The sequence below is a fragment of the Variovorax sp. AB1(2024) genome, from assembly GCF_037482385.2.
Lineage (GTDB): Bacteria > Pseudomonadota > Gammaproteobacteria > Burkholderiales > Burkholderiaceae_C > Variovorax.
Genome location: NZ_JBBHKP020000002.1, coordinates 654161 through 680674, shown reverse-complemented (window position 1 = coordinate 680674; position 26514 = coordinate 654161). Strand labels below are relative to the sequence as shown.

Annotated in this window: 21 protein-coding genes; 11 read left to right on the top strand and 10 right to left on the bottom strand. The window is 66.3% G+C overall.

Going from position 1 to position 26514, the window contains the following annotated elements; all coding sequences use genetic code 11:
- Nucleotides 1-53 precede the first annotated feature (53 nt).
- Nucleotides 54-1496: an NAD-dependent succinate-semialdehyde dehydrogenase gene (locus WIX39_RS30055; RefSeq protein ID WP_409196760.1), complete on the top strand. Its 1443-nt coding sequence runs from the start codon at nt 54-56 to the stop codon at nt 1494-1496.
- Between the two features lie 15 nt (nt 1497-1511).
- On the opposite strand, the gene WIX39_RS30050 is transcribed toward WIX39_RS30055, so the two are convergent.
- From WIX39_RS30050 to WIX39_RS30040, 3 genes are all read right to left on the bottom strand, one after another.
- Entirely contained in the window at nt 1512-2228 is a 717-nt protein-coding gene (locus tag WIX39_RS30050) for an MgtC/SapB family protein (RefSeq protein ID WP_409196759.1), read from the bottom strand.
- A gap of 426 nt (nt 2229-2654) precedes the next feature.
- Nucleotides 2655-5420, bottom strand: a complete 2766-nt coding sequence (gene mgtA, locus WIX39_RS30045) for a magnesium-translocating P-type ATPase (RefSeq protein WP_409196758.1) — start codon at nt 5418-5420, stop codon at nt 2655-2657.
- Between the two features lie 224 nt (nt 5421-5644).
- Complete coding sequence (locus WIX39_RS30040; protein ID WP_409196757.1) at nt 5645-5848, bottom strand: hypothetical protein; 204 nt, start codon at nt 5846-5848, stop codon at nt 5645-5647.
- Between the two features lie 701 nt (nt 5849-6549).
- Here WIX39_RS30040 and WIX39_RS30035 point away from each other — a divergent pair.
- From WIX39_RS30035 to WIX39_RS30005, 7 genes are read left to right on the top strand one after another with little or no spacing between them, the layout of a single operon-like run.
- Nucleotides 6550-7035 (top strand): pilus assembly FimT family protein, encoded by a 486-nt coding sequence (locus WIX39_RS30035; protein WP_409196756.1) that lies wholly within the window; start codon nt 6550-6552, stop codon nt 7033-7035.
- Entirely contained in the window at nt 7032-7604 is a 573-nt protein-coding gene (pilV, locus tag WIX39_RS30030; RefSeq protein WP_409196755.1) for a type IV pilus modification protein PilV, read from the top strand. Before WIX39_RS30035 ends, pilV begins: the two co-directional genes overlap by 4 nt.
- Before the next feature lie 4 nt (nt 7605-7608).
- Nucleotides 7609-8466 (top strand): PilW family protein, encoded by an 858-nt coding sequence (locus tag WIX39_RS30025; protein ID WP_409196887.1) that lies wholly within the window; start codon nt 7609-7611, stop codon nt 8464-8466.
- A complete protein-coding gene (locus tag WIX39_RS30020) occupies nt 8463-9035 on the top strand; it encodes a pilus assembly PilX family protein (RefSeq protein ID WP_409196754.1) in 573 nt (190 codons plus the stop codon). The genes WIX39_RS30025 and WIX39_RS30020 overlap by 4 nt, the downstream gene beginning before the upstream one ends.
- Before the next feature lie 15 nt (nt 9036-9050).
- Complete coding sequence (locus WIX39_RS30015; protein WP_409196753.1) at nt 9051-14048, top strand: pilus assembly protein; 4998 nt, start codon at nt 9051-9053, stop codon at nt 14046-14048.
- Nucleotides 14049-14078: 30 nt separating this feature from the next.
- Nucleotides 14079-14495, top strand: coding sequence for a type IV pilin protein (locus tag WIX39_RS30010; RefSeq protein ID WP_409196752.1), 417 nt, complete (start codon nt 14079-14081; stop codon nt 14493-14495).
- 22 nt (nt 14496-14517) lie between these two features.
- The gene (locus WIX39_RS30005; RefSeq protein WP_409196751.1) at nt 14518-14979 is read left to right on the top strand and encodes a low molecular weight protein-tyrosine-phosphatase; all 462 of its coding nucleotides are present in this window, start codon (nt 14518-14520) and stop codon (nt 14977-14979) included.
- 3 nt (nt 14980-14982) lie between these two features.
- Here WIX39_RS30005 and WIX39_RS30000 read toward each other — a convergent pair whose 3' ends face one another.
- Genes WIX39_RS30000 through WIX39_RS29970 form a run of 7 tightly spaced genes read right to left on the bottom strand, consistent with a single transcriptional unit; the run spans nt 14983 to nt 23366 of the window.
- Nucleotides 14983-15411 carry an acyl-CoA thioesterase gene (locus WIX39_RS30000; protein WP_081269349.1) on the bottom strand — a complete coding sequence of 143 codons (429 nt, stop codon included), beginning with the start codon at nt 15409-15411 and terminating at the stop codon, nt 14983-14985.
- Complete coding sequence (locus WIX39_RS29995) at nt 15411-16712, bottom strand: TRAP transporter large permease (RefSeq protein ID WP_106938120.1); 1302 nt, start codon at nt 16710-16712, stop codon at nt 15411-15413. The genes WIX39_RS30000 and WIX39_RS29995 overlap by 1 nt, the downstream gene beginning before the upstream one ends.
- Nucleotides 16709-17233 (bottom strand): TRAP transporter small permease, encoded by a 525-nt coding sequence (locus WIX39_RS29990; RefSeq protein ID WP_234383038.1) that lies wholly within the window; start codon nt 17231-17233, stop codon nt 16709-16711. The genes WIX39_RS29995 and WIX39_RS29990 overlap by 4 nt, the downstream gene beginning before the upstream one ends.
- Before the next feature lie 3 nt (nt 17234-17236).
- A complete protein-coding gene (locus WIX39_RS29985) occupies nt 17237-18286 on the bottom strand; it encodes a TRAP transporter substrate-binding protein (protein ID WP_285413640.1) in 1050 nt (349 codons plus the stop codon).
- Between the two features lie 37 nt (nt 18287-18323).
- The gene (locus WIX39_RS29980) at nt 18324-19565 is read right to left on the bottom strand and encodes an alpha-hydroxy acid oxidase (RefSeq protein ID WP_081269352.1); all 1242 of its coding nucleotides are present in this window, start codon (nt 19563-19565) and stop codon (nt 18324-18326) included.
- Between the two features lie 13 nt (nt 19566-19578).
- Entirely contained in the window at nt 19579-21195 is a 1617-nt protein-coding gene (locus WIX39_RS29975) for an indolepyruvate oxidoreductase subunit beta family protein (protein WP_285413639.1), read from the bottom strand.
- An 11-nt stretch (nt 21196-21206) separates the two neighbouring features.
- Nucleotides 21207-23366, bottom strand: a complete 2160-nt coding sequence (locus WIX39_RS29970; RefSeq protein WP_285413638.1) for an indolepyruvate ferredoxin oxidoreductase subunit alpha — start codon at nt 23364-23366, stop codon at nt 21207-21209.
- 77 nt (nt 23367-23443) lie between these two features.
- Here WIX39_RS29970 and WIX39_RS29965 point away from each other — a divergent pair, with 77 nt between their 5' ends.
- From WIX39_RS29965 to WIX39_RS29955, 3 genes are all read left to right on the top strand, one after another.
- Complete coding sequence (locus WIX39_RS29965) at nt 23444-24358, top strand: LysR family transcriptional regulator (protein WP_409196750.1); 915 nt, start codon at nt 23444-23446, stop codon at nt 24356-24358.
- Nucleotides 24359-24437: 79 nt separating this feature from the next.
- Nucleotides 24438-25691 (top strand): NRAMP family divalent metal transporter, encoded by a 1254-nt coding sequence (locus WIX39_RS29960; RefSeq protein WP_081268965.1) that lies wholly within the window; start codon nt 24438-24440, stop codon nt 25689-25691.
- Between the two features lie 22 nt (nt 25692-25713).
- Complete coding sequence (locus WIX39_RS29955; RefSeq protein WP_081268964.1) at nt 25714-26493, top strand: sulfite exporter TauE/SafE family protein; 780 nt, start codon at nt 25714-25716, stop codon at nt 26491-26493.
- The last annotated feature ends 21 nt before the right edge of the window (nt 26494-26514 follow it).

The following is a 26514-nucleotide window of genomic DNA, read 5'->3' as shown; positions in this document are numbered from 1 at the left end:
CACAGACCCGATTTCCCCTTTTCATCATCCAGTCCCCGAAGGAAAAGTTCGTCATGACCGCTACCTACACCGACACCCGCCTGCTGATCGACGGCCAATGGGTCGACGCCGCCGACGGCAAGACACTCGACGTGCTGAATCCCGCCACCGGCAAGGCCATCGGCAAGGTGGCGCATGCCGGCATTGCCGACCTCGACCGTGCCCTGGCCGCCGCGCAGCGCGGCTTCGAGGCCTGGCGCAACACGCCCGCGAACGAGCGCGCCGCCGTCATGCGCCGCGCCGCCGGCCTGATCCGCGAACGCGCCCCTGACATCGCCAAGCTTCTCACCCAGGAGCAGGGCAAGCCGCTGGTCGAAGCCAAGGGCGAAACCCTGGCCGCCGCCGACATCATCGAATGGTTCGCCGACGAAGGCCGCCGCGTGTATGGCCGCATCGTACCGTCGCGCAACCTGGCCGCGCAGCAGCTCGTGCTGAAGGAGCCGCTGGGCCCCGTCGCCGCGTTCACGCCGTGGAACTTCCCGATCAACCAGATCGTGCGCAAGCTCGGTGCCGCACTGGCCACCGGCTGCTCGTTCCTGGTGAAGGCACCTGAAGAAACCCCGGCGTCGCCCGCCGCGCTGCTGCAGGCCTTCGTCGATGCCGGCATCCCGCCCGGCGTGGTGGGCCTGGTGTTCGGCAACCCCGCCGAAATCTCGAACTACCTGATCGCCCATCCGATCATCCGCAAGGTCACGTTCACCGGCTCGACTCCGGTCGGCAAGCAACTGGCCGCTCTGGCCGGCGCGCACATGAAGCGCGTGACCATGGAACTGGGCGGTCACGCCCCGGTGATCGTGGCCGAGGACGCCGACGTGGCGCTGGCCGTCAAGGCCGCCGGTGCCGCCAAGTTCCGCAATGCCGGCCAGGTCTGCATCTCGCCGACCCGCTTCCTGGTGCACAACAGCCTGCGCGAAGAGTTCGCCCGCACGCTGGTCAAGTACACCGAAGGCCTGAAGCTCGGCGACGGCCTGGCGGAAGGCACGACCATCGGCCCTCTGGCCAACGCCCGGCGCCTCACCGCCATGGCCCATGTGCTGGAAGATGCCCGCAAGAAGGGCGCCACCGTGGCCGCCGGCGGCGAACGCGTGGGCGACACCGGCAACTTCTTCGCGCCGACCGTGCTGACCGACGTGCCGCTGGACGCCGATGTGTTCAACAACGAACCCTTCGGCCCCATCGCCGCCATCCGCGGCTTCGACACGCTCGAGGAAGCGATCGCCGAATCGAACCGCCTGCCGTTCGGCCTGGCTGGCTACGCCTTCACCAAATCGATCAAGAGCGCGCACCTGCTGAGCCAGAAGCTCGAGCTGGGCATGCTGTGGATCAACCAGCCCGCCACCCCGTCGCCGGAAATGCCGTTCGGCGGCGTGAAGGATTCGGGCTACGGTTCGGAAGGCGGCCCGGAAGCGCTCGAGGCCTACCTGAACACCAAGGCGGTTTCGATCCTCGGCGTCTGAGCCGGCGCTTGCCGGTCACTCTTCGGCGGCGGCATTCCAGAAGGCTTGCTGCACGCCGTCGAGGGCTTCGAGATCCTCGATGACACGGTCGAGCTCCGTGGGCTCGACCGCCGTCGCATAGAGCGTCGCGCCGATCTCGGTGTCGGCCGGCCCAAAGGGGTGCTGGTCGACATCGCGCACCGGATAGTTCGCGGCCTCGAGCAGCAGCAGCAGCTGGTCCATCACCTCGGGCCGCGCCGCGCGCGTGCAGATCACGCGCACTACATAGGTCGCTTCGCTCGCGCCCTCGCTGATCGGCTGCCGGTTGATGCGGTTCACCACCGGCCGCAGCAGCGTGTTGCTGGCCAGCACGAACAGCGCCGCGATCAGCGCTTCGCCCAGCAGGTCCGCGCCCGCGCAGGCGCCCACCGCCGCCGACCCCCAAAGTGTTGCTGCCGTGTTGAGCCCCGTGACGTTGGCGCCTTCCTTCATGATCGCGCCGGCACCCAGGAAGCCGATGCCCGACACCACATAAGCCACCACCCGCACCGCGCCGCCGCTGCCGTCGAGCCGATAGGCCATGTCGACGAACACCGCCGCTCCCACGGCCACCAGCGTGTTGGTGCGCAGGCCGGCCGTGCGCTGGCGTATCTGGCGCTCCAGGCCGATCACCGAGCCGAGGATGAAGGCGGCCGCGACGCTGACGAAGGTGTCGAGCAGCGAGTTCAGGTTGATGTTTTGAATAGCTTGCATCGAGAGTTCTCCTTGTTGTTTGTTCTGATGCCGATGGTCGATGGGGTAACAGCTTTCCCTCTGATCGAGGCCGGCAGTTTGCTGGGCCAGGGTGTCATATGCGTGTCAAAGAGCCCGAGGCGCATTTGATTTCAGGTGGGCGCGCTCACGCCGACGGGGTACCTTGCTCCGCGAATGTCCTCCGGCCTGCGGCCTCCCCCTTTATTTCGCTGCGCAAGGCACCCCGCCGTCGTGATCGTTCAGCGCACTTGTTGATCAGCCGGCACAAAGAGCGGCGCTCGTCGTGCGCAGGGCGCCGGGTGCTCCCCGCAGCGAAATAAAGGAGGAGGGGCGCAGCCCCGGGGGACATTCGCGGAGGGGAGTACCCGGTGGCCTGTGCACACACCCTGAACCTGAAAAATGCCCCCTCGATACTCGACAAGATAGTCACTGCCACCCATACCGCCGCCCATACCACCCCTTCACCGTCTGCGTCAGCACCGCATAGCCGACCAGCATCGCCACCAGCCACGGGAAGTACGCAAGCGGAAGCGCCTGCAGCTTGAAGTAGTGCGCCAGCGGCCCCATCGGCAGCCAGATGCCCACCGCGGCAATGGCCGCGCCCATTGCCAGCAGCGGCCACGACGCGCGGCTTTGCAGGAACGGGATCTTGCGGGTGCGGATCAGGTGCACGATCAGCGTCTGCGACAGCAGGCCCTCGACGAACCAGCCCGACTGGAACAGCGTCTGGTGATCCACCGAGTTGGCGGCGAACACGAACCACAGCACGGTGAACGTCAGGATGTCGAACACCGAACTCAGCGGTCCGAAGAACACCATGAAGCGGCCCAGGTCGGCCGGGTTCCAGCGCTGCGGGTTCTTCAGGAACTCGTCGTCCACGTTGTCGAACGGGATCGCGATCTGCGACACGTCGTACAGCAGGTTCTGCACCAGCAGGTGCAGCGGCAGCATCGGCAGGAAGGGCAGGAACGCGCTGGCCACCAGCACCGAGAACACGTTGCCGAAATTCGAGCTTGCCGTGATCTTGATGTACTTGAGCATGTTCGCGAAAGTGCGGCGCCCCTCGATCACGCCTTGCTCCAGCACCATCAGGCTCTTCTCCAGCAGGATGATGTCGGCCGATTCCTTCGCCACGTCCACCGCGCCGTCCACCGAAATGCCGATGTCCGCGGCGCGCAGCGCCGGTGCGTCGTTGATGCCGTCGCCCATGAAGCCGACCACATGCCCGTTGGCATGCAGCGCATGCACGATGCGCTCCTTGTGCGCCGGCGTGAGCTTGGCGAACACCTGGTGCCGTTCGACCAGCACGCGCAGGTCGGCGTCGCTCATGTCCTCGATCTCGCGGCCGAGCACCATGCGGCCGGCCTCGATGCCCACGTCGCCGCAGACCTTGCGCGTCACCAGCTCGTTGTCGCCCGTCAGCACCTTCACCGCCACGCCATGCTCGGCCAGCGCGCGCAGCGCGGGCGCGGTCGATTCCTTCGGCGGGTCGAGGAACGCCACATAGCCCAGCAGCGTGAGGCCCGACTCGTCGGCCACGCCGTATGCCGGCTTCTGCGCCTCGAGCTTCAGCGCGCGGCTTGCCACCGCCACCACGCGCAGGCCCTGCGCGTTGAGTTCCGACGCCACGCGATGGATGCGCGCGAGCACCTCTTCATCGAGCGCCAGCACCTCGGCGCCGCGTTCCACCGACGTGCACACCGACAGGATCTCTTCCAGCGCACCCTTGCAGACCAGCAGGTGCTCGCTGCCGCCGTTGGCCACCACCACCGACATGCGGCGGCGCGAGAAGTCGAAGGGCACCTCGTCGATCTTGCGGTAGCCGGTCTGAAGGCGCGTCTCGAGCTGCATCTCTGCATGGCTCAGCACGGCCTTGTCGAGCAGGTTCTTCAAGCCCGTCTGGTGAAAGCTGTTGAGATAGGCGAGCTGCAGCACGTGGTCGGAGCCTTCGCCCCAGGCGTTGGTGTGGCGCTCGAGCACGATGCGGTCCTGCGTCAGCGTGCCGGTCTTGTCGGTGCACAGCACGTCCATCGCGCCGAAGTTGTGGATGGCCTCGAGCCTTTTGACGATCACCTTCTGGCGCGACATCACGACCGCGCCCTTGGCCAGCGTGGCGGTCACGATCATCGGCAGCATCTCGGGCGTCAGGCCGACCGCGATCGACAGCGCGAACAGCGCCGCCTCCCACCAGTCGCCCTTGGCCGCGCCGTTGATCACCAGCACCAGCGGCGCCATCACCAGCATGAAGCGGATCAGCACCCAGCTCACGCGGTTGATGCCGGCCTGGAAAGCGCTGGTGCCGCGGTCGGTGGCGGTCACGCGCTGGGCGAGGGCGCCGAAGAAGGTGCGGTCGCCCGTGTGCACGATCAACGCGGTAGCGGTACCGCTGATCACGTTGGTGCCCATGAAGAGCAGGTTCTCGCGTTCGAGCACGCCGGCGTCGTGCGCGCCGCGGTCGGCGACGAACTTCTCGACCGGCATGGCCTCGCCCGTGAGCGCGGACTGGCTGATGAACAGGTCCTTGGCGGTGAGCAGACGGCAGTCGGCCGGGATCATGTCGCCGGCCGACAGCGCAATCACGTCGCCCGGCACCAGGTCGCGCATCGGCACCTCGACGCGCAGCGTGCCGGCGTGCGTGGCATCGAAGCCTTCGTCGCCGGCCGATCCTGCCTTCTGGCCCGGCGCGGGCCGCAGCACCGTCGCGGTGTTGCTCACCATCGCCTTGAGGCGCTCGGCCGCCTTGTTGGAGCGCGACTCCTGCAGGAAGCGCAGCACCGTCGACAGCACCACCATGCTGCCGATGACGAGCGCTGCCTTCATGTCGTCGGTGGCGTAGGAGATCAGCGCCAGCACCGTCAACAGCATGTTGAACGGATTGCGGTAGCACTGCCACAGGTGCTGCCACCAGGGCAGCGGCTGCTCGTGGCGGACCTCGTTGCTGCCCAGGCGCTTGCGCAGCACCTGCGCATGGCCTTCACTGAGGCCGCGCGGCGAACTGTGGAGCCTGACCAGCATTTCGCCGGCGTCGGTGCGCGAGGCGGCGTTCAGAGCCTTGGCGATGTCGGCCGGCATGCTGGCCGAGCCGGCGGCGGCGGGTTTCGAGCCCAGCAGCGTCTGCCAGCGCTCGAAGTGATGCAGCATGTGGCGGCTGCGCAGGAAGCTCTCGAAAAAGGACTTCAGGACGTTTTTCATTTTTTCTCTCCTTCACGGCGGCAGCGCGGGCCGTGAAGGAAAGAAAAGCGCACGCCTCGGTCAATCAGGCGTGACTATTCCTTCGCAGCAAGGCGCGCTGCGCTCTCTCTGGCTGGCAATCGATCGGAACAATGGACGGGGCGCGCAGGGGCGCAAATGAGGGGCTGGGTCCATGGGGGCCTCCTTTGTCTGCGTGCGTGAATGGGGCGGGGCGCGCGCGGGCTTCAGCGGTGCGCCGGCCGAGCGGATGGATCGAGCAGCACCAGGCAGCTGCGGATGCGGCGGGTGGTCCAGAGCGCGGCGGCCTGGTCCAGCGTGTCGTCGATGCGAGGCGCGGTGGCACTCGCAGGCGTGCCGCCGCTGTGCTGCGTCCGCGGCTGCGCCTGCTGCTGTTGCAGCGGCTGCTGACGAGTTTCTAGATGACGCATGACAAGGCTCCTTCGCGTTGAAGGGCCTCGCGCACGGACGCACGCAAGCTGACTGAAAAAGCCAGTGACGAGAGGGGCGGGTATCGGGAGGAGAGAACCGCTTGCCGCGAGGGCAAGGGGGTCACGCTGCGTGCACGGCGGCCACAGCGCGGGAAGCCTGCGCTAGAGAGCCTGGAGTGTCACGCCTGCCGAGGCACGCGTCTTGTCACTGATCCAACTGGCACTGTCCACGCACGGGGCTCCGAAATGAAGATTTCACGATTGTTGCACCGCGGCATCGGTGCGTCAACCTTTGGGATGGTGTTCCGCGATGCGAAAGAGGGCTGCCTTGCCGCGCGTCTGACGTCCCCGGAGAGGGGATCGCCACGCATAGCTTCTGGCGCAAGACTTTTCAGCAGCACCCTAAGTCAGCCTTGAATGGCAGGAGTGCTGAAAAGATGCCACTCGATAAATCGGAGGGCATTTGCACAGCAATGGCATCGATCGTGGCGAATTGCTAACAATTAATTGACGTATAAAAAACCGAGAGAGGCGCAAACAGTGCAACTGTTAGCTAATTGCAAATGTCTCGGAATTCTGACAATCGTCGATTCGAGATATCAATTTGTCCTAATTGCCGATGCAAATGGATGCCAGAATATTACGATTCGACTATCTCATCAGTTGATCCGATACCAACTACAGCTGGCCCTTGGCGCTCAATGAAGAAACTGGTTTTGTCATCACAGGAGCAGAACGGATTCACGCTCGTCGAGGCGCTTGTCGTAGTCGCGCTGATATCTATCTTGGCCGCGCTGGCGATCCCGTCTTTCTCGGCAACGATCGCCAATCAGCGAGTGAATTCCGCGGCGCAGGATTTGCAAATCCTGCTCCATTTCGCTCGTGCGGAGGGGGTCTACAAACGCACGCAAAGTACCGTCGCCGCCACGGGGCAGACGTGGCAAGCCAAGGTAGGGACTCAGGTGCTGCGCGAGGCTGCACTGTCCGATGCCGTCAGCGTCGAGCCCGGCTCCTCCGGCGGCGTGGTCTTCGATGTGACGGGACAAGCCCGCCCTGCTTCTGGCGGAGGTACGTCGTACATGGTGTCGGTCTCAGGGGCCAATGCGTCCCGCGTGCAATGCCTCACCGTGACCGGCGCAGGCCTGGTCCGCATGAGAAGTGCGGCAACCAAGGAGGCCTGCTCATGAAGCTCGCATCTGTTCATCTCTGTCACGGTTCTTCCATGAACATCCTTCGCTCCAGATCGCCATCCCGGCAAACGGGCGTGAGCCTCGTCGAGGTTCTCATCGCTGTTCTGATGGTAAGCATCGGCCTGCTCGGCGCCGCGGGCATGCATGTACGCGCCATCCAGTTCACCACCGATACCGAGCGGCGCCAGATGGCATCAATGGTCGCCTCCGAATTGATGGAGACCATGCGCGGCGACACACTCACCGTCCTGCAAGCCAACGGCACGCCCAAGGCAGACTTGGGCGGCTACGCGAAAGCCTCTGGGACCGAACTGGAGGTCGTCACGGGGGAGGATTGCCAACCCCTGGCTGCAGCTCCCGCCAAGCGCCTGGGCTGCTGGGGCGCACGCGCCAAGCAACTGATGCCCGAGTTGGGAGATGGCCTTATCAAGAGCAGCTTCGTCGTTGGCCTGGATGCCACAGCAGGGGTGATCTCGGTCACCGTGGCCTGGCCGGTCATGAAGGGCCAATGTCTGGACGGAGCAGACAATGATCATTGCTCCTACAAGCTGCAATCGAGGCTCTGAGCCTGTGTCGCACACATGTTCGCGGACCCATGGCAGCGTCATCCGCCGCTCCCTTGACGCCGAGCAAGGCCTCTCGCTGGTAGAGCTCATGGTGGCGATGGCCGTGGGCCTTGTAGTCGTCCTGATCGCCACCACGATCTACATGGAAGGCTTGCGCAACTTCGGTTTCCGCATCAGTCAGAGCGAGAACCTCGGCAACAGCCGCTATGCGCTGGGAACGCTGGAGAACGAGTTCACGAAAGCCGGCTATCGGCGCGATCCGACGCAGGCAATGGAAAAGGCCTTTCCCGCGGACGACGCCGCGCATCCCAACAGCTGCCGGTTCACCGCGGGCCAGGCCATCTACGCAATCGACACGAGCACCTTGTGCATCCGCTACCAGCCGCGAGACAACAACGAAAAAGACTGCGCCGGTTCGTCGGCCGGCGTCGCCGGCCTGAAGGCTTATGAAGCGCCACCCGCGCCAGCGTTGGGTGCGGGCCTGTTCGTGGAAAAGTACTTCCTCAGCCAGGGCGCGCTGGCCTGCCAAGCCGGAAGCCAGGCCACGGCTAAGAAAGAAGTAGCCGACGGTGTGCGCGGTGTGTTCTTCGAGTTCGGAGTCGGCAAGGGCACAGACTCGTTGGCCGAGCGGCGTGTAGAAGAGTTCAAGACCGGCACGCCAGCGGCGGACGACGCCATCAGGTCGTTGCGCTATGCCATCTTGCTGGCGAGTTCGACAGAAAGGGTCACCGGGGGCATGAGCTCCTCTGCATGCACCCGCTGGGAAGCCGTCGGCGGTGCCCGCACCAGTTGCGACACCAGCAAAGGCCAGCTCTACCAACTGGCGAGCGGCTCCCTCACCCTGAGAAACCTGATGCCATGAGCGCCCGCCACACCTCATCTTCTGCCGGATGGGTGCGCCAGCGCGGCGCAGCGCTGTTCGTCGCCATCATCATGATGCTGCTGGTGCTGGTCTTGGCCGTGGTTGGAATGCGCACCATCACGCTTGAGTCGCGCATCGCCGGCAATGTGCTCGAAAGCCAGAAGCTGCAGGAAACGGCGGACGGCGCGTTGCGAGAGGGCGAGCGAGCCATCCAGATGCACGGCTTGTCGCTCGCCAAATGTGCCGAGAGCGCGACCAGCCCTGTGGACAGTGCCAATAAGCCTTGCTATGTCTCGGATGCACGCACCGATACGCTCGGCTTGAACACTTCGTTCACCGTCAATACCAAGGCGACCGGCTTCAAGAACCCTTACGGCTTCTGGTATCCCCGCTACATCTCCACCGTATGCCCCGAGGGTTCGAGCGCCACATCGGCACTCGAAGCCGCAAGCACCGGTTGCACCGAGTTCTACGAACTCAACGCCCAGGCAACCGCGGAAGGCACCGTGCAAACCTGCGGTCCGGATGCGTTCTGCCTGCGCTCCACGGTCAATCTGTTCATCAAATAGTCGAGGAGGGCTGCGATGGCTCGCTCCACACGTTCAACCCGCTCACCTTTTCGTCTCTTCCACACGGTCGGCTTGCTGGCAGCCGCGGCGGCGATGCTGCTCGGCCACCATCTTGCGACTGCGCAGGACAATGGAGACACGGCTCTGGCACAGACGCCGCTGTTCGTGAGCGAAGGCAATCCGCCGCTGAACATGCTGGTGATGGGGCGCGACCACAAGCTCTACTACGAGGCCTACAACGACGCCTCCGACCTGAACGGCGACGGCGTGATCGACGTGGGCTACAAGCCAAACCAGATCGACTACTACGGCTACTTCAACAACAACGCCTGCTACGAGTACGCCAACGACAAGTTCTCGCCCGTCGATGCCGCCACCGGTGCCAGGAAAAAGATCTGTGCCGGCGGAACCCGCTGGAGCGGCGACTTCCTCAACTATCTCGCCACGTCGCGCATGGATGCCATCCGCCGGGTGCTCTATGGCGGAATGCGGGTGACCGACACCACCAGCAGCACTGTCCTGCAGGCGGCTTATGTGCCTCGTGACGCCCACGCCTGGGGCAAGGCCTACGACCCCGTTCGCGACGGCGCCGTCTACAACATCAGCGACTACGCGCCGCTGACGCAGCCGGCGAGCGGTACCCGCCATCTCTTCGCGGTGACCACGTTGGGCGAAAGCGGCGACAACGCGATTCCCCGTCTGCGAGTCCTCAACGACTCGAAGTTCCAGATCTGGGACTGGGTGTCCAAGGAAGGGACCGCCGGGCAGGACCTTTGTTTGGGCGGGGCGGCGTGCGAGACCGGCAATGGGAGGGAGGCCTTCGAGATGTTGCCCGGCAATGCCTATCGCGGTCTGACCATCACGACGTGGAAGAAGACGAACTACGCGTGGATACCAAGGAACGGGTCGGATATGGATAGTTTCTTCACCGCGAATGGGACCAACGCCAACAGGTGCGGTTCGAGCGCGATCAGCGTGATCGACACCACCGGTGCAGGCAACAACCCTTTCAGCGGTAGCAATGGTTGCTCCGATGAGAACTACCTGACGCAGATCGATGGTGAGATCTACGTTTCGACTGCAGGGACCTATACCTTCGCAGTCGATGGGGACGACGCCGTGGAGGCCACCATCGATGGCACACGCTGGGGCAGGTATGGCAGCAACAGCGCCGACCGCAGCCAGAAGGGCCTGAAGAGCCGCCAGGACATCACCTTCGCGACGACAGGCTGGAAGACGGTGAGATTCCGCCACGTCGAGGCAACCGGCGACGACAGCTGGGGGCTGGCGCTGAAGCTCACGCGGCCCGCCAGCACCATCGCGACCCACAAGATCCGTGTGGAGGCATGCGCCAGCACCAACGCAGCGCTGCGTGAAACCAGCTGCAAGTCCTATCCGAACAACGGCGGCACCGCCATCCACAAGCCGACCGGCTTGCTGCACGACTTCGGCGAGAACAACACGATGTACTTCGGGCTGCTCTCGGGCTCGTACCAGAAGAACATTGCGGGCGGCATCCTGCGGCGCAACATGAGCAGCTTTGCGGATGAGGTCGATCCGCAGACGGGCGTGTTCCGAACCAACGTTGCCGGCGTCGTCGCCAACATCGACCGGCTGCGTTTGATCGGCTTCAACGGCAGCGGGTACAACGAGTGCGACTGGATCACCGACGGGCCCATCAGCGGCAAGACCGATCCATCGATGTGCGCGATGTGGGGCAACCCGGTGGGCGAGATGATGTTCGAGACGATGCGCTATTTCAGCGGTGCATCAGGTGCGCATCGCCAGTATGACTACGGCAGCGGCGCCAAGGACAGTGCGAATCCCCTGAATCTCTCGAAGCCCGACTGGGTGTCGCCCTATGCGGCAAAGACTGCCGGTGGCGGCGGCTACCAGCATTGCGCACGGCCCGTGATGACAGTGCTCAGCGACATCAATCCCTCGTACGACACGAAGATGCCGGGCAGCCGTTTCCAGTCCATTGCAGTCAATGCGGATGCCCTGGGCGGGTTCAATGTGGCCAGCGAGGTGCAGGCCATCGGCGCGGCCGAGGGCATCCACGGCAAGAATTTCTTCATCGGCCAGTCGAACTCGACCAACGCCAACGGCGCGCCGTCGGTGAAAACGGTCGACGATCTTTCCTGGGTGCGTGGCCTGTCGCCTCAAGAGCCCAGCAAGGAAGGCAGTTTCTACTCCGCCGGGGTCTCGCGCTTCGCCGCCAACAATGCGGTTTTCGGCAATGCCAAAGGCAAGAACCGGCTGATGACTTATTCGGTCGCCATTGCGTCCCCGCTGCCGGAGATTCGCTTCCCCGTGCCCGGTGGCTGGTTCGTGACGATCTCCCCCTTTGCCAAGTCCGTGACTGGCTTCGGCATCGATCCCACGCGTTTTGCACCTACCAACCAGATCTTGGACTACTACGTGGACCGAATCGCCAACACCGGCTCGGCCGACAAGAACGCCAGCATCAACGAAGGGCGTCCCTATGCCGAGTTCCGCATCAACTACGAGGACGTGGAGCAGGGCGCCGACCACGACATGGATGCCATTTCGAGCTACGCCGTTTCGCTGCAGGCGAACGGTACCGTCAAGGTCGACATGCAGTCCGAATATGGGGCCGGCACCATCGGCCAGCACATGGGCTATGTGATCTCGGGCACCACCCAGGACGGCATGTATCTGGAGGTGCGTGACAAGGACACGGCATCGGTGTATTACGCGCTGAATACGCCTCCCGGCCGCAGTCCTGGCTATTGCATGGGACGACCCTACGCCCTGGAGTGCATCGGCCTGCCACTCTCGGCCAGCCGCACTTTCACTCCCAGTACGGCCAACTCTTCAGGCAGTTTCCTCAAGGACCCGTTGTGGTACGCCGCCAAGTACGGCATGCCGGGGCGCAATCCTGCCTCCGTCAAGGGCGATCCGGACAACTATTTCCTGGTCACCAACGCGACCACGCTGAAGGCGCAGATGACCAAAGCCTTCAATGACATCCTGCAGAACAACAACTCGGTGACGGCAGTGTCCGTGGACATGCCCGGCGGCACGATCGCTGCGGGGGCCGACATCTATCGCACCCACTTCGAGGCCGATGGCTGGATCGGCGATGTGATCCGCGAGAAGCTCACCGAAAGCGCCACCAACGGCTTGAATTACGAGCGGCAGTGGAGCGCGGCGGACCAGCTATCCAGCCGCGGGACACCCCGAAACATCCTGTATGCCGGCGCCGGAAGCGCCACGCCGACCTTGCGTCCCTTCACCTTTGCGGGCATCAACGGGCAGCCGGCCGATGCTGCCTGGCTCACGGCGCTCAACAGGAACCCGGCGAGCAACCAGGCGGATGCAAAGGCCGAGGAGCGCATCGGCTTTCTGCGCGGTGAGAACAGATTGTTCCGTACCCGCAAGAGCCTGGCCAACGGAAGGCCCAACATACTGGGTGACATCGTCAATTCCTCGCCGTTGCGCGTGAGGGGCGCGCTCTACCGAGCGGGCGCGGCGGACGCTCTGGAAGGCAAAGGCAGCAACTATGCGGCTTTCGTTTCCGACCAGGCGGGAAAGCCCGAGATGATCTATGTGGGCGCGAACGACGGCATGCTCCATGCCTTCCGCGCCGAGAACGGCATGGAGGAGTTCGCCTTCATTCCCACGGCGATGCGCAACAAATTGAACACGCTCACCATGTTCGATTACGGCAAGAAGGACGGCACGCCCCACCGCTACTACGTGGATGGCACGCCTGTCGCCTCGGACGTGTATTTCGGCAATGCGTGGCATAAGGTGTTGATCGGCAGCCTGGGCGCCGGCGGCAGGCAGGTGTTCGCGCTGGACGTCACCGATCCCGCCTCGCCGCGACTGCTGTGGGAGTTCGGCTCCGATCAGAATTCCAGCATGGGCAATTCGCTGCCGCAGCCGACCATTGCTCGCCTGAACGATCCTGCGCTTGGCAAAGGTAAATGGGTCGCACTGGTTCCTGGCGGCTATCAGGGGGGAAACAGCACGGCGAGTGGTGGCGGCGCCAGCCTGTTCGTGCTGGACATAGCCAACGGCGATGTGCTGCGGCGCTTCGATCTGGATGGCGGCATGACTGCCGCCGAGCTGACGGCTTCGATGCCTCTGGGCAATGGGCTGTCGCGCGTGTCCGCCGTCGATCACACCCGGGACGGCAAGGTGGACGTGGCCTATGCAGGGGACCTGGCGGGCAATGTGTGGCGCTTTGACATGAGCAGCGGCGATATCTCGGCGTGGACGGTGAAGAAGCTCTTCACCGCAAAGGATGCGGACGTGGACGGCAAGCGCCAGGCCATCACTGCGGCGCCCTACGTAGTGCCCCATCCGACGGGAAAGGGCAAGCTGGTGATCTTCGGTACAGGCCGCCTGTTGACGAGCAGCGACAAGAGCAGCACGCAAAAGCAGACCGTCTATGGAATTTGGGATCGCTACGCAGACGCGGGGGCGACGGCGCCCACCTCGTTGCCGACCGCGTCCAAGTTGCGCGCCGATCTGCAAAGCCAGTCCTTCGCTGAACTGGTGGCGGGCTCGGGCAGCTTCTCCCTGACGAACAACGCGGTTCGTTGGTACAGGGCCAACGCCACCGGCAAGCGGGACTCCGATGTCGAGAAGTGGGGCTGGGTCGTGGACCTGCCGCGCAACGGGGAGAAGGTGGTCTACGAGATGACGCTGTACGGCAAGGGGCTGTTCCTTTCTTCGGTGCGGACTGCAGAGGACCCTTGCGCGGCAGGCATGAGCGGCACGATCTACGGCATTGACCCCAACGGTGGCGGCCGCACGAACTACGTCGTGTTCGACATGAATGGCGACGGGGTCTTCAATGCCGCTGATGCGTTGGGGGCGGGGCATGGCCAGGTCAATGGCACGGGAACGGGAGCAGGCAAGCAGACCATTCGCGCGGAGCGGGTGTTTGACCCCAGCCGGAACGCCGAACGGCGAGTCAACCATGGATTGCAATTCGGTCGTCAGAGTTGGCGCAAGCAGCCGCCCAACCCGCCCAAATGACGAAAAAAAATGTCTGTGAAGGAGAAACCAGTGCGCAATGCTGAAAAGGGCTTCACCCTGATCGAGCTGATGATCACAGTGGCCATCGTCGGCATCCTGGCGGCGATTGCGTACCCGTCATACACCGAGTATGTGCTGCGGTCTCGACGAGTGGAGGCGCAGAACCTGCTCAACGACGCAGCCGCGCGCCAGGAGCGGTGGAGGGCGCAGAATGGAAGCTACACCGGCATGGTGAGCAATCTGAAGCTGCCGAATGGCGCGGCATCTCAAAACGGTTACTACACGCTGACCGTAAGCATGGCCAAAGATGGCAGTGATGGAGGCTACGTACTCAAAGCGGAGCGCGCGAAGTCTGATCCGAAATGCGGTGACTTCACCTTGGATGCCAGGGGCAAGAAGGGCATGGCTGCCGACACCCCCGGGACTGTGGAGACTTGCTGGCGCTAGGTGATTGTGGTGTGATGAAGCAATGTCAGTTTTACTAGTGTGCACCGGCAACATCTGCCGCTCGCCCACGGCCCACGTACTCCTCATGCACAAGGCCCGCGCGGCCGGCTTCGATGTCGATGTCGACAGCGCCGCCATCTCCGACGAGGAGCGCGGCAATCCGCCCGACCCGCGCTCGGTAGCCGAGGCCAGGCGCCGCGGCATCGAGATGCATGCGCACCGCGCGCGTCAGGTGCGCAAGGCCGACTTCGAGCGCTTCGACCTGATCATTGGCATGACGGCCCAGCATTGCGCCGCGCTGCGCAGGCTCGCGCCTGCTGGCACGGAGGGCAAGATCCATCTGTTCACGGAGTTCGCTGACGGCATCGACGGCGACGTGCCCGACCCCTGGTACGGCGGCCAGAAAGACTTCGTCGAAGTCTTCGACCTGATCGACCATGGCGTCGATGGCCTGCTCGCGAAGCTTCAGGCCGAGGCGCGCTGAAGGCTACTCGCAGAGCACCCGGATCGACGGCGGAATCTGCACCGCCCGGATCCCGCCGCCTTCACGCTTCGCCGCGAAGATCCTTACCTCCTCGCACTCGAGGATCAGGTCGTCGCCGCGCGTGACGCGATAGGTCTGCACGAAGCTCTTCTCGCGCCATTCCTTGATGCGCACCGCGATCTGCAGCGTGTCGCCGTAGCTTGCGGCCTTGACGAAGCGCGTGTGCGTGTCGACCAGCGGCGTGCCGATCACGCCCAGCGTCTGCGTGGTTTCTTCCCAGCGCGGCACGCCGCACTCGGCGAAGAAGTGCCGCGAGGCCGCGTCGATCCAGCGGAAGAAGTTGGGAAACCAGACGATGCCGGCGGGGTCGCAGTCGCCGAACTCGACGCGCGCGGTGTAGACGACTTCCTTGACGTTGTTGCTGTTGCTCATCAGCCCATTCTCGTCGGCAGCCACAAGGCAATGATCGGGAACGCGATCAGGATCACCAGGCGCACGATGTCGGTCACGATGAACGGCAGCACGCCCTTGAAGATGGTGGTGAAGCTCACGTCCTTCACCACGCTCTTGATGACGAACACGTTCATGCCCACCGGTGGATGGATCAGCCCCAGCTCCACCGTCATCACGATGATCACGCCGAACCAGATGGGGTCGAAGCCCAGGTGCACGATCACCGGGTAGATGATGGGCACGGTCAGGATGATCATCGCCATCGCGTCCATCAGGCAGCCGAGCACCAGGTACATCAGCATGATGAGCGCGAGCACGCCGTAGCGGCCGATGCCCAGGCCGGTGAGGAACTCGGTGAGCTTCTGCGGGCTTTGCGTGATGGTGAGGAAGTAGCCGAACAGCAGCGCGCCGATCAGCACCGTGAACACCGCCGCAGCCGTGCGCGTGGCCGACAGCAGCGCCTCGCGGATCTTCGGGCCGTCGAGCTTGCGCCGCACCAGCCCGAGGATGAACGCACCGCTCGCACCCACGCCGCCCGCCTCTGTCGGCGTGAAGAAGCCGCCGTACAGGCCGCCGATCACGAACACGAACAGCACCAGCGGCGCCCACACATTCTTCAGGTCCTTCACGCGTTCCGACCACGGCTTGACCTCGCCGCCGGGCAGCCAGTCGGGCCGCAGCTTGACGATGATCGCGATGGTCAGCACGTACATCGCCATCGCCAGGATGCCGGGCACGATGCCCGCCATGAACAGCTTGCCGATGTCCTGCTGCGTGAGGATGGCGTACACGGCCAGCACGGTCGATGGCGGCAGGATCGCGCCCAGCGTGCCGCCCGCGGCAATCACGCCGGTGGAGAACGACTGCGGGTAGTTGAAGCGCCGCATCTCCGGATACGCCACCGCGGAGAAGGTGGCGGCCGTGGCCACCGACGAGCCGCAGATCGCAGCGAAGCCGCCGCATGCCACCACGGTGGCCACGCCGAGGCCGCCGCGCAGGTGGCCGATCATCGAGTTGGCGGCCTTGAAGAGCTCGCGGCTCACGCCCGACACCGACACCAGCGCGCCCATCAGCATGAACATCGGGATCACGCCGAAGGTGTAGTCGGTCACGGTGCGCATCGAGGTCTGGCCGACCAGCTTCAGCGCCGGCCCGGGGCCCACGAGGTAGCTGTAGCCGGTCACGCCCACCAGGCCCATCGCCATGCCCACCGGCACGCGCAACAACATCAATACGAACAGGGCGACGAAGCCCAGCACTGCCACTGCATCGGGGCTCATTCGTCCGCCTTCTGTTCTGCGTGAACTTCTTCGAGTTGCTCGGGGTGAAAGATCAGCCGGTAGGTGCGGATCGCGATCAGCAGCACCGCGCACACGTCGCCGGCCCAGGCCACGGCATAGAACGGCCAGGTTGGAATGTTCAGGTCATAGGTCTGCACGTTGTCGACGTAGGTGCCGCGCACCTTGTCGAACAGCATGGCGGTCTGCACCGCCACCACGAACAGCAGCACCAGCGTGGCGAACACGTCGATCGCGCGCTTCATGCGCGGGCCCGCCGCCGTCCACACGAGGTCGACCGTGATATGGCCGCCGCGGTAGCTGGTGGCCGCGATGCCCCAGAAGATCAGGATCCCCAGCAGCATGCGGCCGAAGTCGTAGGCGTCGGGGATCGAGGTGTCGAAGAACTTGCGCAGCACCACGGCCACGAAGATGTTGAGCGCGACGATCCCTACAAAAACGGCGGCGAGCCATTCAATCGTATTGATCGCGCGGTCCATGTAGCTGGCGGACCGGGTAGCCATCGCTCAGAGCGCCGACTTGTACTTGGCGAGGCTGGCCTTCAACGCATCCATCACCGCCTTCGGGTCTTCGCCGACCTTCTTCACGCTCTCGGCCCACTGCGCTTCCGAGGGCGCCGCGGCCTTGCGCCATGCGTCGAGCTGCTCCGGCGTGAGCTTGTAGATCTCGTGGCCCGAAAGCGCCGCCATCTTGGCGTGGCCGGCGAACTCGAAGTCGGCCCACGGCCCGGCCACCTTCTGCGCCCATTCGCTGGTGCAGTGGTCGTCGATCACCTTCTTCTGCGCGGTGGACATGGCGTCGTACTTGCCCTTGTTCATGACCCACACGAAGGGGGTGACGTACAGCGGCGCATCCATGTGGTACTTCACCACCTTGTCGATGCCGAACAGGCCGATGGAGCCCCACGGGAAGGTGATGGCGTCGGCCACGCCGCGCTCCAGCATGTCGCGCGACTCGGGCGCCGAGGCCTGCACGTTGGTGCCGCCCAGCGAGGTGATGAGCTGGCCCACGGTGCTGGTGGCCGGGCGCACCTTCAGGCCCTTGACGTCGCCGGGCACGGTGATCTTCTTGCGCGAATGGAAGGTGCCGGGGTCATGCACGAAGGCGAAGCAGTACTTCACGTCCTTCATTTCCTTGGCCGCGTAGTTGCGGTACCAGGCGTCGATGGCGGCCGAGCCTTCCTTGCCGTTGGCGAACAGGAAGGGCAGCGACGCGCCGGCCATCACCGGAAACCGGCCGGGCTGGTAGCCGGGGTTCACGTAGGAGAAGTCGGCGATGCCGTCGCGCGCCATGTCGTAGTGGTCGAAGGCCTTGCCGAGCTGCTCCGACGGAAACAGGATCGCGGTGATGGTGCCGCCGGACTCCTTCTTGATGTCATCGGCCCACGCCTGCAGCGCGGGGTTGAGCGGATGCTGCGCGGGCACCCAGCTCGACAGCTTGAGCTGCACGGGCTTGTCCTGTGCATACGCGGCGGGCGTGCAGAGCGCAAGGGCGGCGGCGATGGCGACGGCGGCCGGGGCCAGTGCCGTGCGGTGGGGGCGGTGGGCGATTGTCATGGTCTCCTTCGTTATGTGTTCGTCTGGGTTGAGCAATCTAGGCAGTCGCGCGCGCGGGGTAAATGGAGGGTTTCCCGTGCGTGTTTTCCTTGGGTCGCGTTGGCACGCCTTCCTGTTCGTCGGGCGAACGCGGCGAAGGCCTGTCCACGTGATGCGGGCCGAGTTCGCGCACCTGCGTGGCGCCCAGCAGGGTCATCGTGCGTTCGGTCTCCTGGATGAGCATCTGCAGCACCGACAGCGCACCGCGCTCGCCGTCGCACGCCAGCCCGTAGACCGGGGCGCGCCCGACCAGGACCCCGCGCGCGCCGAGCGCGAGCGCCTTCACGATGTCGCTTCCGCGCCGGATGCCCCCGTCCATGAGCACGGGGATCCGCCCGTTCACGGCGTCGACCATCGCGGGCAGGGCGGCGATGCTGGCCGGCGCGGCGTCGAGCTGGCGTCCGCCGTGGTTGGAAACCACGATGCCGTCGGCGCCGTGGCGCACGGCACGCCGTGCGTCTTCCGCGCCCAGCAGGCCCTTGACGAGCAATGGGCCGTCCCAGAGCTTGCGCAGCCAGCCCAGGCTTTCCCAGGTGAGCGCGCGGTCCATGGTGCGCGAGAGCAGCGCGGCCTGCGTCTGCGCGGAGACGGGTGCGCCGTCTTCATCGGGCAGCAGGTTCTCGAAGCGCGGCATGCCGTGGCGCGCAAGCCGCAGCAGCCAGGCCGGGTGCCGCGCCATGTCGAACAGTGTGCCGGGCGTGAGCCGCATCGGCACGCGAAAGCCGTGGCGCAGGTCGCGTTCCCGCAGGCCGCTCACCGGCACATCGACCGTGAGCACCAGCGCCTCGAAGCCCGCAGCGCGCGCGCGGCGCACGATGCGTTCGGCAATGGCGCGCTCGCCCATCACGTAGAGCTGCATCCACAGCGTGGCGTCGGGCGCGGCGGTGCGCACGTCCTCGATGCGGGTGTTCGATGCGGTCGAGAGGATGAAGGGCACGCGCGCGGCCTGCGCGGCTCCGGCCAGCAAGGCGTCGGCGCGCGGCCGTACCAGCCCGGCCAGCCCGATGGGCGCGACCGCGAACGGCGCGCGCCAGCGGCGCCCGAACAGTTCGATGCCGGTGTCCACCGTGGTGGTGTCGCGCAGGCATTCCGGAATGAGCGGCAGCGCTTCGATTGCGTCACGGTTGCGCCGCAGGCAGCGTTCGTCTTCCGCGCCGCCGTCGACATAGTCGAACACCAGGCGCGGCAGCACACGGCGCGCACGGCGCCGGTGGTCGTCCACGTTGAGCAGCAAGGCCATCGGTCGCCTCGCCTCAAGCCTTCGCGGGCGGTGGCCGCTTCATCCAGCGGATGGGCTGCGCCTGCACCGGCCGGGGTGCCGCGCCGTGCGCCGCCAGCGCGGCGTCGAGCGCCTTGCCGCCTTCGTCCGCCAGCGCCGCCTCGCGGGCCGCGGCGATCGCGGCGGCTCGCGCCGTTGCCGGCAGGGCGGTGCGGCCGGCCAGCGCGTCGATGACGTGCAGCAGGTTGTGCTTGCCGCGCTCGTTGGTGCTGCCGTAACCCTTGATGAGCCGCCCGCACAGCGCCAGTTCGTGGCCCAGCGCCCAGGCCTCGCAGGTGCCGGCTTCCACCGCCGCGAGCCAGCGCTCGATCAGCGCCTGTTCCTCGGCGAAGCGGCTGCCCCGGCGGCGCAGCCAGCGCAGCGACGCCAGCAGCCGCAGCGAGGCCATGCCGAACACCGAGTGGCTGCCCACCTTCAGCGGCAGCGCCCACGGCTCCCGGCCGCGCGCTTGGCGGGCCCGGTCCCAGGCCGTGACGCGGCGCGAGAGCGAAGCCGGCAGCAGCGCCGCGAATTCCGCCGCGCCGGGCTTGAAGTGGTCGTAGACCTTCACGATGTCGTCGTCGCCGGCGCGCACCTCCTGCCGCACGCGCTGCGCCCGGCTTGCGCGGCCCTTGAGCGCGGCGACCCGCACGATGTCGTCGAAGGCCATCCACAGCGCGAGCCAGCGCGCCATCTCCCGCGTGATGGCAAAGCCCTGTGCGCCGGCCGGGTCGGCGGTGCGCTCGGCATCGAGCACGCGGCCCAGCCGGTCGGCGTAGAGCGCGGCATACGCCGCGTCCTGGTAGTCGAGCACGCGAGCGTGGCCGAGCGCGAGCATGTCGTGCACCGCGGGTGGAAAGCGCCGGGCGAGTTCGGCCGGCAGGGCGCTGGCCGGGGGCGGTGCGTCGTTCGTGTCGCTGGCCAGCACGCTGCTCACGAACGCGGCCTGCGCGCGCGGTGCGTTCACCGCTTCGAAGGCGGCGGCAAAGCCGCGCAGGCTGGCGGCGGCCATCTTGTTCAGTTTCTCCGGGGCGCTGGTGTCCCCGCCGCGCACCACATGCTCGTAGGCCTCGCGCGGGAACGGGAACAGCCCGCTGCCCGCGATGGCGCCGAGCATCACCGCGCTGACCACGGTGCCGCTGTCGCGCGCGATGGCGTTCATGTCGAACACATGGTGCTCGCGGCTGAAGGCCTTGACCACGTCGAGCAGCCGCTGCGCGTCGGCGCGCCCGTCACCCGGCTCCATGCGCTCGGCCGTGGTGAAGATGCGCGCCGAGGAGCTGATGACCAGCGTGCGCAGCGGCGCGCTCATGCCGTTGCCGATCTGGCGCGCGGTTTCCAGCAGCTCCGACGACACGATGGCGTCGAGCGCGCCCGGCACCGGGCTCAGGCTGAACACGGGGCGCTTGCCGGCGAGCCGGGCGAGCGGCACGGGGAACACTTCGATGTAGTAGGTGGTGGCCCCGGTGCGCTGCGCCACGCCGGGGATCGACGTGCTCTGCGCGGCGTAGCCGGCATGGCGCGCGGTATCGACCAGCCATTCGGTGAGCACGCCGCCGCCTTCGCCGCCGAGGGCGCAGACGAGCAGGGTGAGGGGACGGTTCTGTTCCATGTGCTTGTCCCTCATGCCGGCTGCAGCGCGCGCACGACCGCACCGCGCAGGCCGTGCAGCAGCCGTTCATGCCACTTGGGGTTCTGCACCACCTCGGCCCGGTAGAAGCTCGGGCACAGCGTGGCCGCATGCGCGTTGGCGCCGCACAGGCCGCAGCCCACGCAGCCGTCGATCACGGTGGCCACCGGGTCCACCTTCAGCGGATCGGGGTTGTCCTTGAGCGTGAGCGTGGGGCAGCCCGACAGGCGGATGCAGGCGTGGTCGCCGTTGCACACGTCCTCGTCGACGCCGTACTTCACCCGCACCACGCGCTCGCCCTTGCGCAGCAGGCCCGCGATCCAGGGCTTGATGCGCCGCTGGCGCTCGAGCTGGCATTCGCCTTCGGCAATCACCACCTTCAGGCCATTGAAGTCGCTGGTGAGCGCCTCGGTCAGCGTCCTGCGCATGCGCTCCACGTCGTAGGTGGTCACGGTGCGCATCCACTGCACGCCCAGGCCCTTCAGCGTGGCCTCGATGGTCTGGTTCTTGTCGACCAGGCTCTGCTGCTTGTCGACGGCGCGCTCCTTGATTTCGTCGTCGGGCGTCGAGATGATGTCCTGCGTGCCGGTGGCCGAGGTGTAGCCGTTCTTGAAGATCAGCAGCACCGCGTCGTCGCCGTTGAACAGCGCGCTCTGCACGCCGGTGAGCAGCCCGTTGTGCCAGAAGCCGCCGTCGCCCATGATCGACAGGGTGCGCCGGTTCATCATCGGCGCCACGCCCGCGCGGCTCGCCAGGCTCATGCCGTAGCCCAGGATCGAGTGGCCCATCGAGAACGGCTCGAAGGTGCCGAAGGCGTGGCAGCCGATGTCGGCCGCGATGTGCACCGGCCCCGTCTGCTGCTGCGCGAGCTTGAGGGCCGAGAACACCGGCCGCTCCGGGCAGCCGATGCAGAAGCTCGGCGGCCGGTTGGGCAGCGGCGCGCTCAGGCGGCGCGCGACGGCCTCGCGGCGCTCGCGGTTGCCGGCCAGCCAGGCCTGCGCGGAGGACGAGGCCTCGCTCGCCGCGATGTACTTCGCGGCAAAGGCGCCGATGCCGCCCGACAGCACCTCCACGCCGTACTCGCCCGCCGACGGCAGCATGTCCTTGCCGTGCAGCGGCGTCTGGATGTCGCGCCGGCGCAGCAGCGTGGCGATGTCCTGCTCGATGTATTCGGGCTGGCCTTCCTCCACCACCAGCACCGCACGCTTGCCCACGCAGAAGTCGGCCACCTGCTCGGGCACCAGCGGATAGGTCACGTTGAGCACGAGGATCGGGATGTCGGTCTCGCCGAAGGCATCGGCCAGCCCCTGCTGCTGCAGGCTGCGGATCAGCGCGTTGTACAGGCCGCCCTGCACCACGATGCCGAGGTCGGCGTGGCGTTGCCCGGGCATCAGCTCGTTCAGGCCGTGCTCGACGATGTAGCGCCGCGCCGCCGGAATGCGCTCCTCGCCCTTGAGCTTCTCGTGGCGGAAGGTGACGGGCGGATGCGCGAGCTTCATGTAGTTGAAGCCGGCCGGCTCGGTCATCAGCGCGCGGGTGGAGACGGCGGGCGCCACGTTGTCCTTGCACTCGAAGCTGCCGCGCACGTGGCAGGTGCGGATGCGCAGCTCCATCAGGCAGGGCATGTTGGAGCTCTCCGACAGGCGAAAGCCTTCCTCCACCATGCGCACCATCACGCCGAGGTCGGGGCGCGGGTCGAGCAGGCACATGCTCGACTTCAGCGCATAGGCGTGCGTGCGCTCCTGGATCACGCTGGCGCCCTCGCCGTAGTCCTCGCCCACCACGATCAGCACGCCGCCCGTGACGCCCGGCGACGACAGGTTCGACAGCGCATCGGCCGCCACGTTGGTGCCGACGATGGATTTCCAGGTGACCGCGCCGCGCAGCGGGTAGTGGATGGAGGCGCCGAGCATCGCGGCGGCCGAGGCCTCGTTGGAGCAGGCCTCCACGTGGACGCCCAGCTCGTCCATGTAGGCCTTGCCCTGGACCATCACGTCCAGCAGGTGCGACACCGGCGCGCCCTGGTAGCCGCCGACATAGGCCACGCCCGACTGCAGCAGGCCCTTGGTGATCGCGAGGATGCCCTCGCCGTGAAAGGTGTCGCCGGCGCCGAGGCGCAGCATCTCGACTTCCTTGCTGAATGAAACTTCCATCGTGTCTCTTTTTTTTGGTGTGCCGCAGTGTGGTCGGGGTGCCGCCATACTTCAATAAAATAAGCCAGCTATCCAATATGAATCCAGTGCATATCGACGCGGTCGACCTGAACCTGCTGCGGCTCTTCGATGCGGTGTACCGGTCCCGCAGCGTGAGCCGCGCGGCCGAGGCCCTGGGCCTGACGCAGCCGGCGGCCAGCCACGGCCTGACCCGGCTGCGGCTGCTGCTGGGCGACGCGCTGTTCACCCGCACTCCAGGCGGCGTGACACCGACGCCGCGTGCCGAGCGGCTCGCGGTGTCGGTGCAGTCCGCGCTGGCCACGCTGCAGCAGGCGCTGGCCGAGCCGGAGCGCTTCGATCCGGCGGCTTCGCGCAAGCTGTTTCGCATCCACATGAGCGACATCGGTGAGGGGCGCTTCCTGCCGGCGCTGATGGCGCGGCTGCGCGAGCTGTCGCCGGGCGTGCGCGTCGAGACCATGCCGCTGGCGGCGGGCGAGATCGCCACCGCGCTCGACAGCGGCAAGGTCGATTTCGCCTTCGGCTTCCTGCCGCGCGTGAAGGACACCCAGCGCGCCCAGCTGCTGCGCGACCGCTACATCGTGCTGCTGCGCCGCGACCATCCTTTCCTGAATCGCCGGCGCAGCGGGCAGGCGCTGCTCGAGGCCCTGCAGGAGCTCGACTACGTGACGGTGCGCACGCATGCCGACACCCTGCGCATCCTGCAGTTGCTGAACCTGGAGGACCGGGTTCGCCTGACCACCGAGCACTTCATGGTGCTGCCGGCCATCGTGCGCGCCACCGACCTGGCGGTGGTGATGCCGCGCAACATTGCGCGCGGCTTTGCGGAAGAAGGCGGCTACGCCATCGTCGAGCCCTCGTTTCCGCTGCGCGACTTCACGGTGTCGCTGCACTGGAGCAAGCGCTTCGAGGCCGATCCCGGCAACCGCTGGCTGCGCCAGGTCATCGTGGCGCTGTTCTCCGAGCGGTCATGAGCCGCCTTCGCCTCTTTTTGCTCCTTGCCGCCGGACATTCATCCGGTGGTCAGGCTCGCCGTGCCACCATGGGCCTGACATGAAGAAACGCATTCCCTCATTCCTGCGCCACGTCGGCCCCGGCGTCGTCACCGGCGCGGCCGACGACGACCCGTCCGGCATCGCGACCTACACCCAGGCTGGGGCGCAGTTCGGCACCGGGCTGCTGTGGACCGTGTTCCTGTCGCTGCCCTTCATGGTGGCGATCCAGCTCGTGTCGGCGCGCATCGGCCGGGTCACCGGCAAGGGCGTGGCGGCCAACCTGCGCGAGCACATGCCGCGCGGCTTCCTGATCGTGCTGGTGTCGCTGCTGGTGGTGGCCAACACCATCAACATCGCGGCCGACATCGCCGCCATGGGCGAGGCGTTGCAGCTGGTGGTGGGCGGCGGCGCGCACTTCCATTCGCTGGTCTTCGGGGTGGTGACGGTGCTGCTGCAGGTGTTCGTGCCCTACCGCAAGCTGGCCCACATCCTCAAGTGGCTGACGCTCACGCTGTTCGCGTACGTGGCGGCGGTGTTCGTGGTGCAGGTGCACTGGGCGCAGGTGTTGCACGACCTGGTGGTGCCCAAGCTGCAGTGGCGCGGCGATTACTGGATGATGATCGTGGCGCTGCTGGGCACCACCATTTCCCCGTACCTGTTCTTCTGGCAGGCATCGCAGGAGGTCGAGGAACTGCGGCTCAAGGGCGGCCGCAAGGGCACCGACCAGGAAGTGCGGCGCGACCTCAAGCGCGTGCGGCTGGACACCTGGCTGGGCATGACCTTCTCGAACCTCATCGCCTTCTTCGTGATGGTCGTGGGCGCGGCGGTGCTGTATGCGGCCGGCGTGCATGACGTGACCTCCGCCGCGCAGGCCGCCGAGGCGCTGCGCCCGCTGGCCGGCGACTTCGCCTTCTGGCTGTTCGCCGGCGGCATCATCGCCACCGGGCTGCTGGCCGTTCCCGTGCTGGCTTCTTCGGCGGCCTACGCGGTGGCCGAGGCCTTCGGCTGGGAAGAGGGCCTGGAGCGGCACTGGCGCGAAGCCAAGGAGTTCTACGGGATCATCGCGGTGGCCACGCTGGTCGGCACGGCGCTCGATTTCACGCCCATCGACCCCATGAAGGCGCTCTACTGGAGCGCGGTGATCAACGGCGTGGTCGCGGTGCCGATCATGGCGGCGATGATGATCCTCGTGACGCGCGAGAATGTGATGGGTGTGTTCACCTCCGGGCGCCGCATCCGCTGGCTGGGGTGGGGCGGCACCGCCTTGATGGGATTCGCGGCCTTGATGATGGGTTGGGACCTGGTGCGCTGAGACCGAGATCGAGACCGAGTTTGTGCAATTGATTCTTTCCGGGGCCGGCCCCGTGCTGGTCTTCATGGCCTGCGTCGCGCTCGCCACTTACGCGCAGAACCTCACGGGTTTTGCATTCAGCCTGATCCTGCTGGGCCTGGTGTCGGTGTTCCACGTCGCCAGCGTGAGCGACACGGCCAACGCCGCGACGGTGCTGAGCCTCCTGAACGCATGGACCTATTTCCGTGCCCGGCCTGGCGTGGTGCCGTGGCGGCTCATGAAGCCGGCGCTCAACGGCAGCACGGTGGGCGTGATCGTGGGTCTCATGCTGCTGACCTGGCTCAGCGGCGGCGCGGTCAACTGGCTGCGCGGGCTGCTGGGGGTGTCGATCCTGGGCTGCGCCGTGCTGCTGGTGATGCAGGGCCGGCCGCTGCCGGCGGTGTCGGGCCCGCGCAGCTTTGCCGTGATCGGCGGGCTGTCGGGCGTGCTGGGCGGACTGTTCTCCAGCTCCGGGCCGCCCATCGTGTTCCACATGTACCGCCAGCCGCTGGACCGCGAGCTGGTGCGCCGCGCGCTGCTGCTGATGTTCGGGTTCAACTCGCTCGTGCGGCTGGTGATCGTGGTGCCGACGGGGCATTTCTCCTGGTATTCCGCGCTCTTGGCCGGCTGCGCGATGCCGGTGGTCTACGGCGCGACGCGCCTGCACCATCGCCTGCCCAACAAGCTCAAGCCGCGCACGCTCAAGTGGCTGGTCGGCGGCCTGCTCGCGGCGGCGGGCTCGACGCTGATCGCCACCGCCTGGGCGGCCATTGCGCGGGGCTGAGCGCAGCCCGGGCCGTGCTTG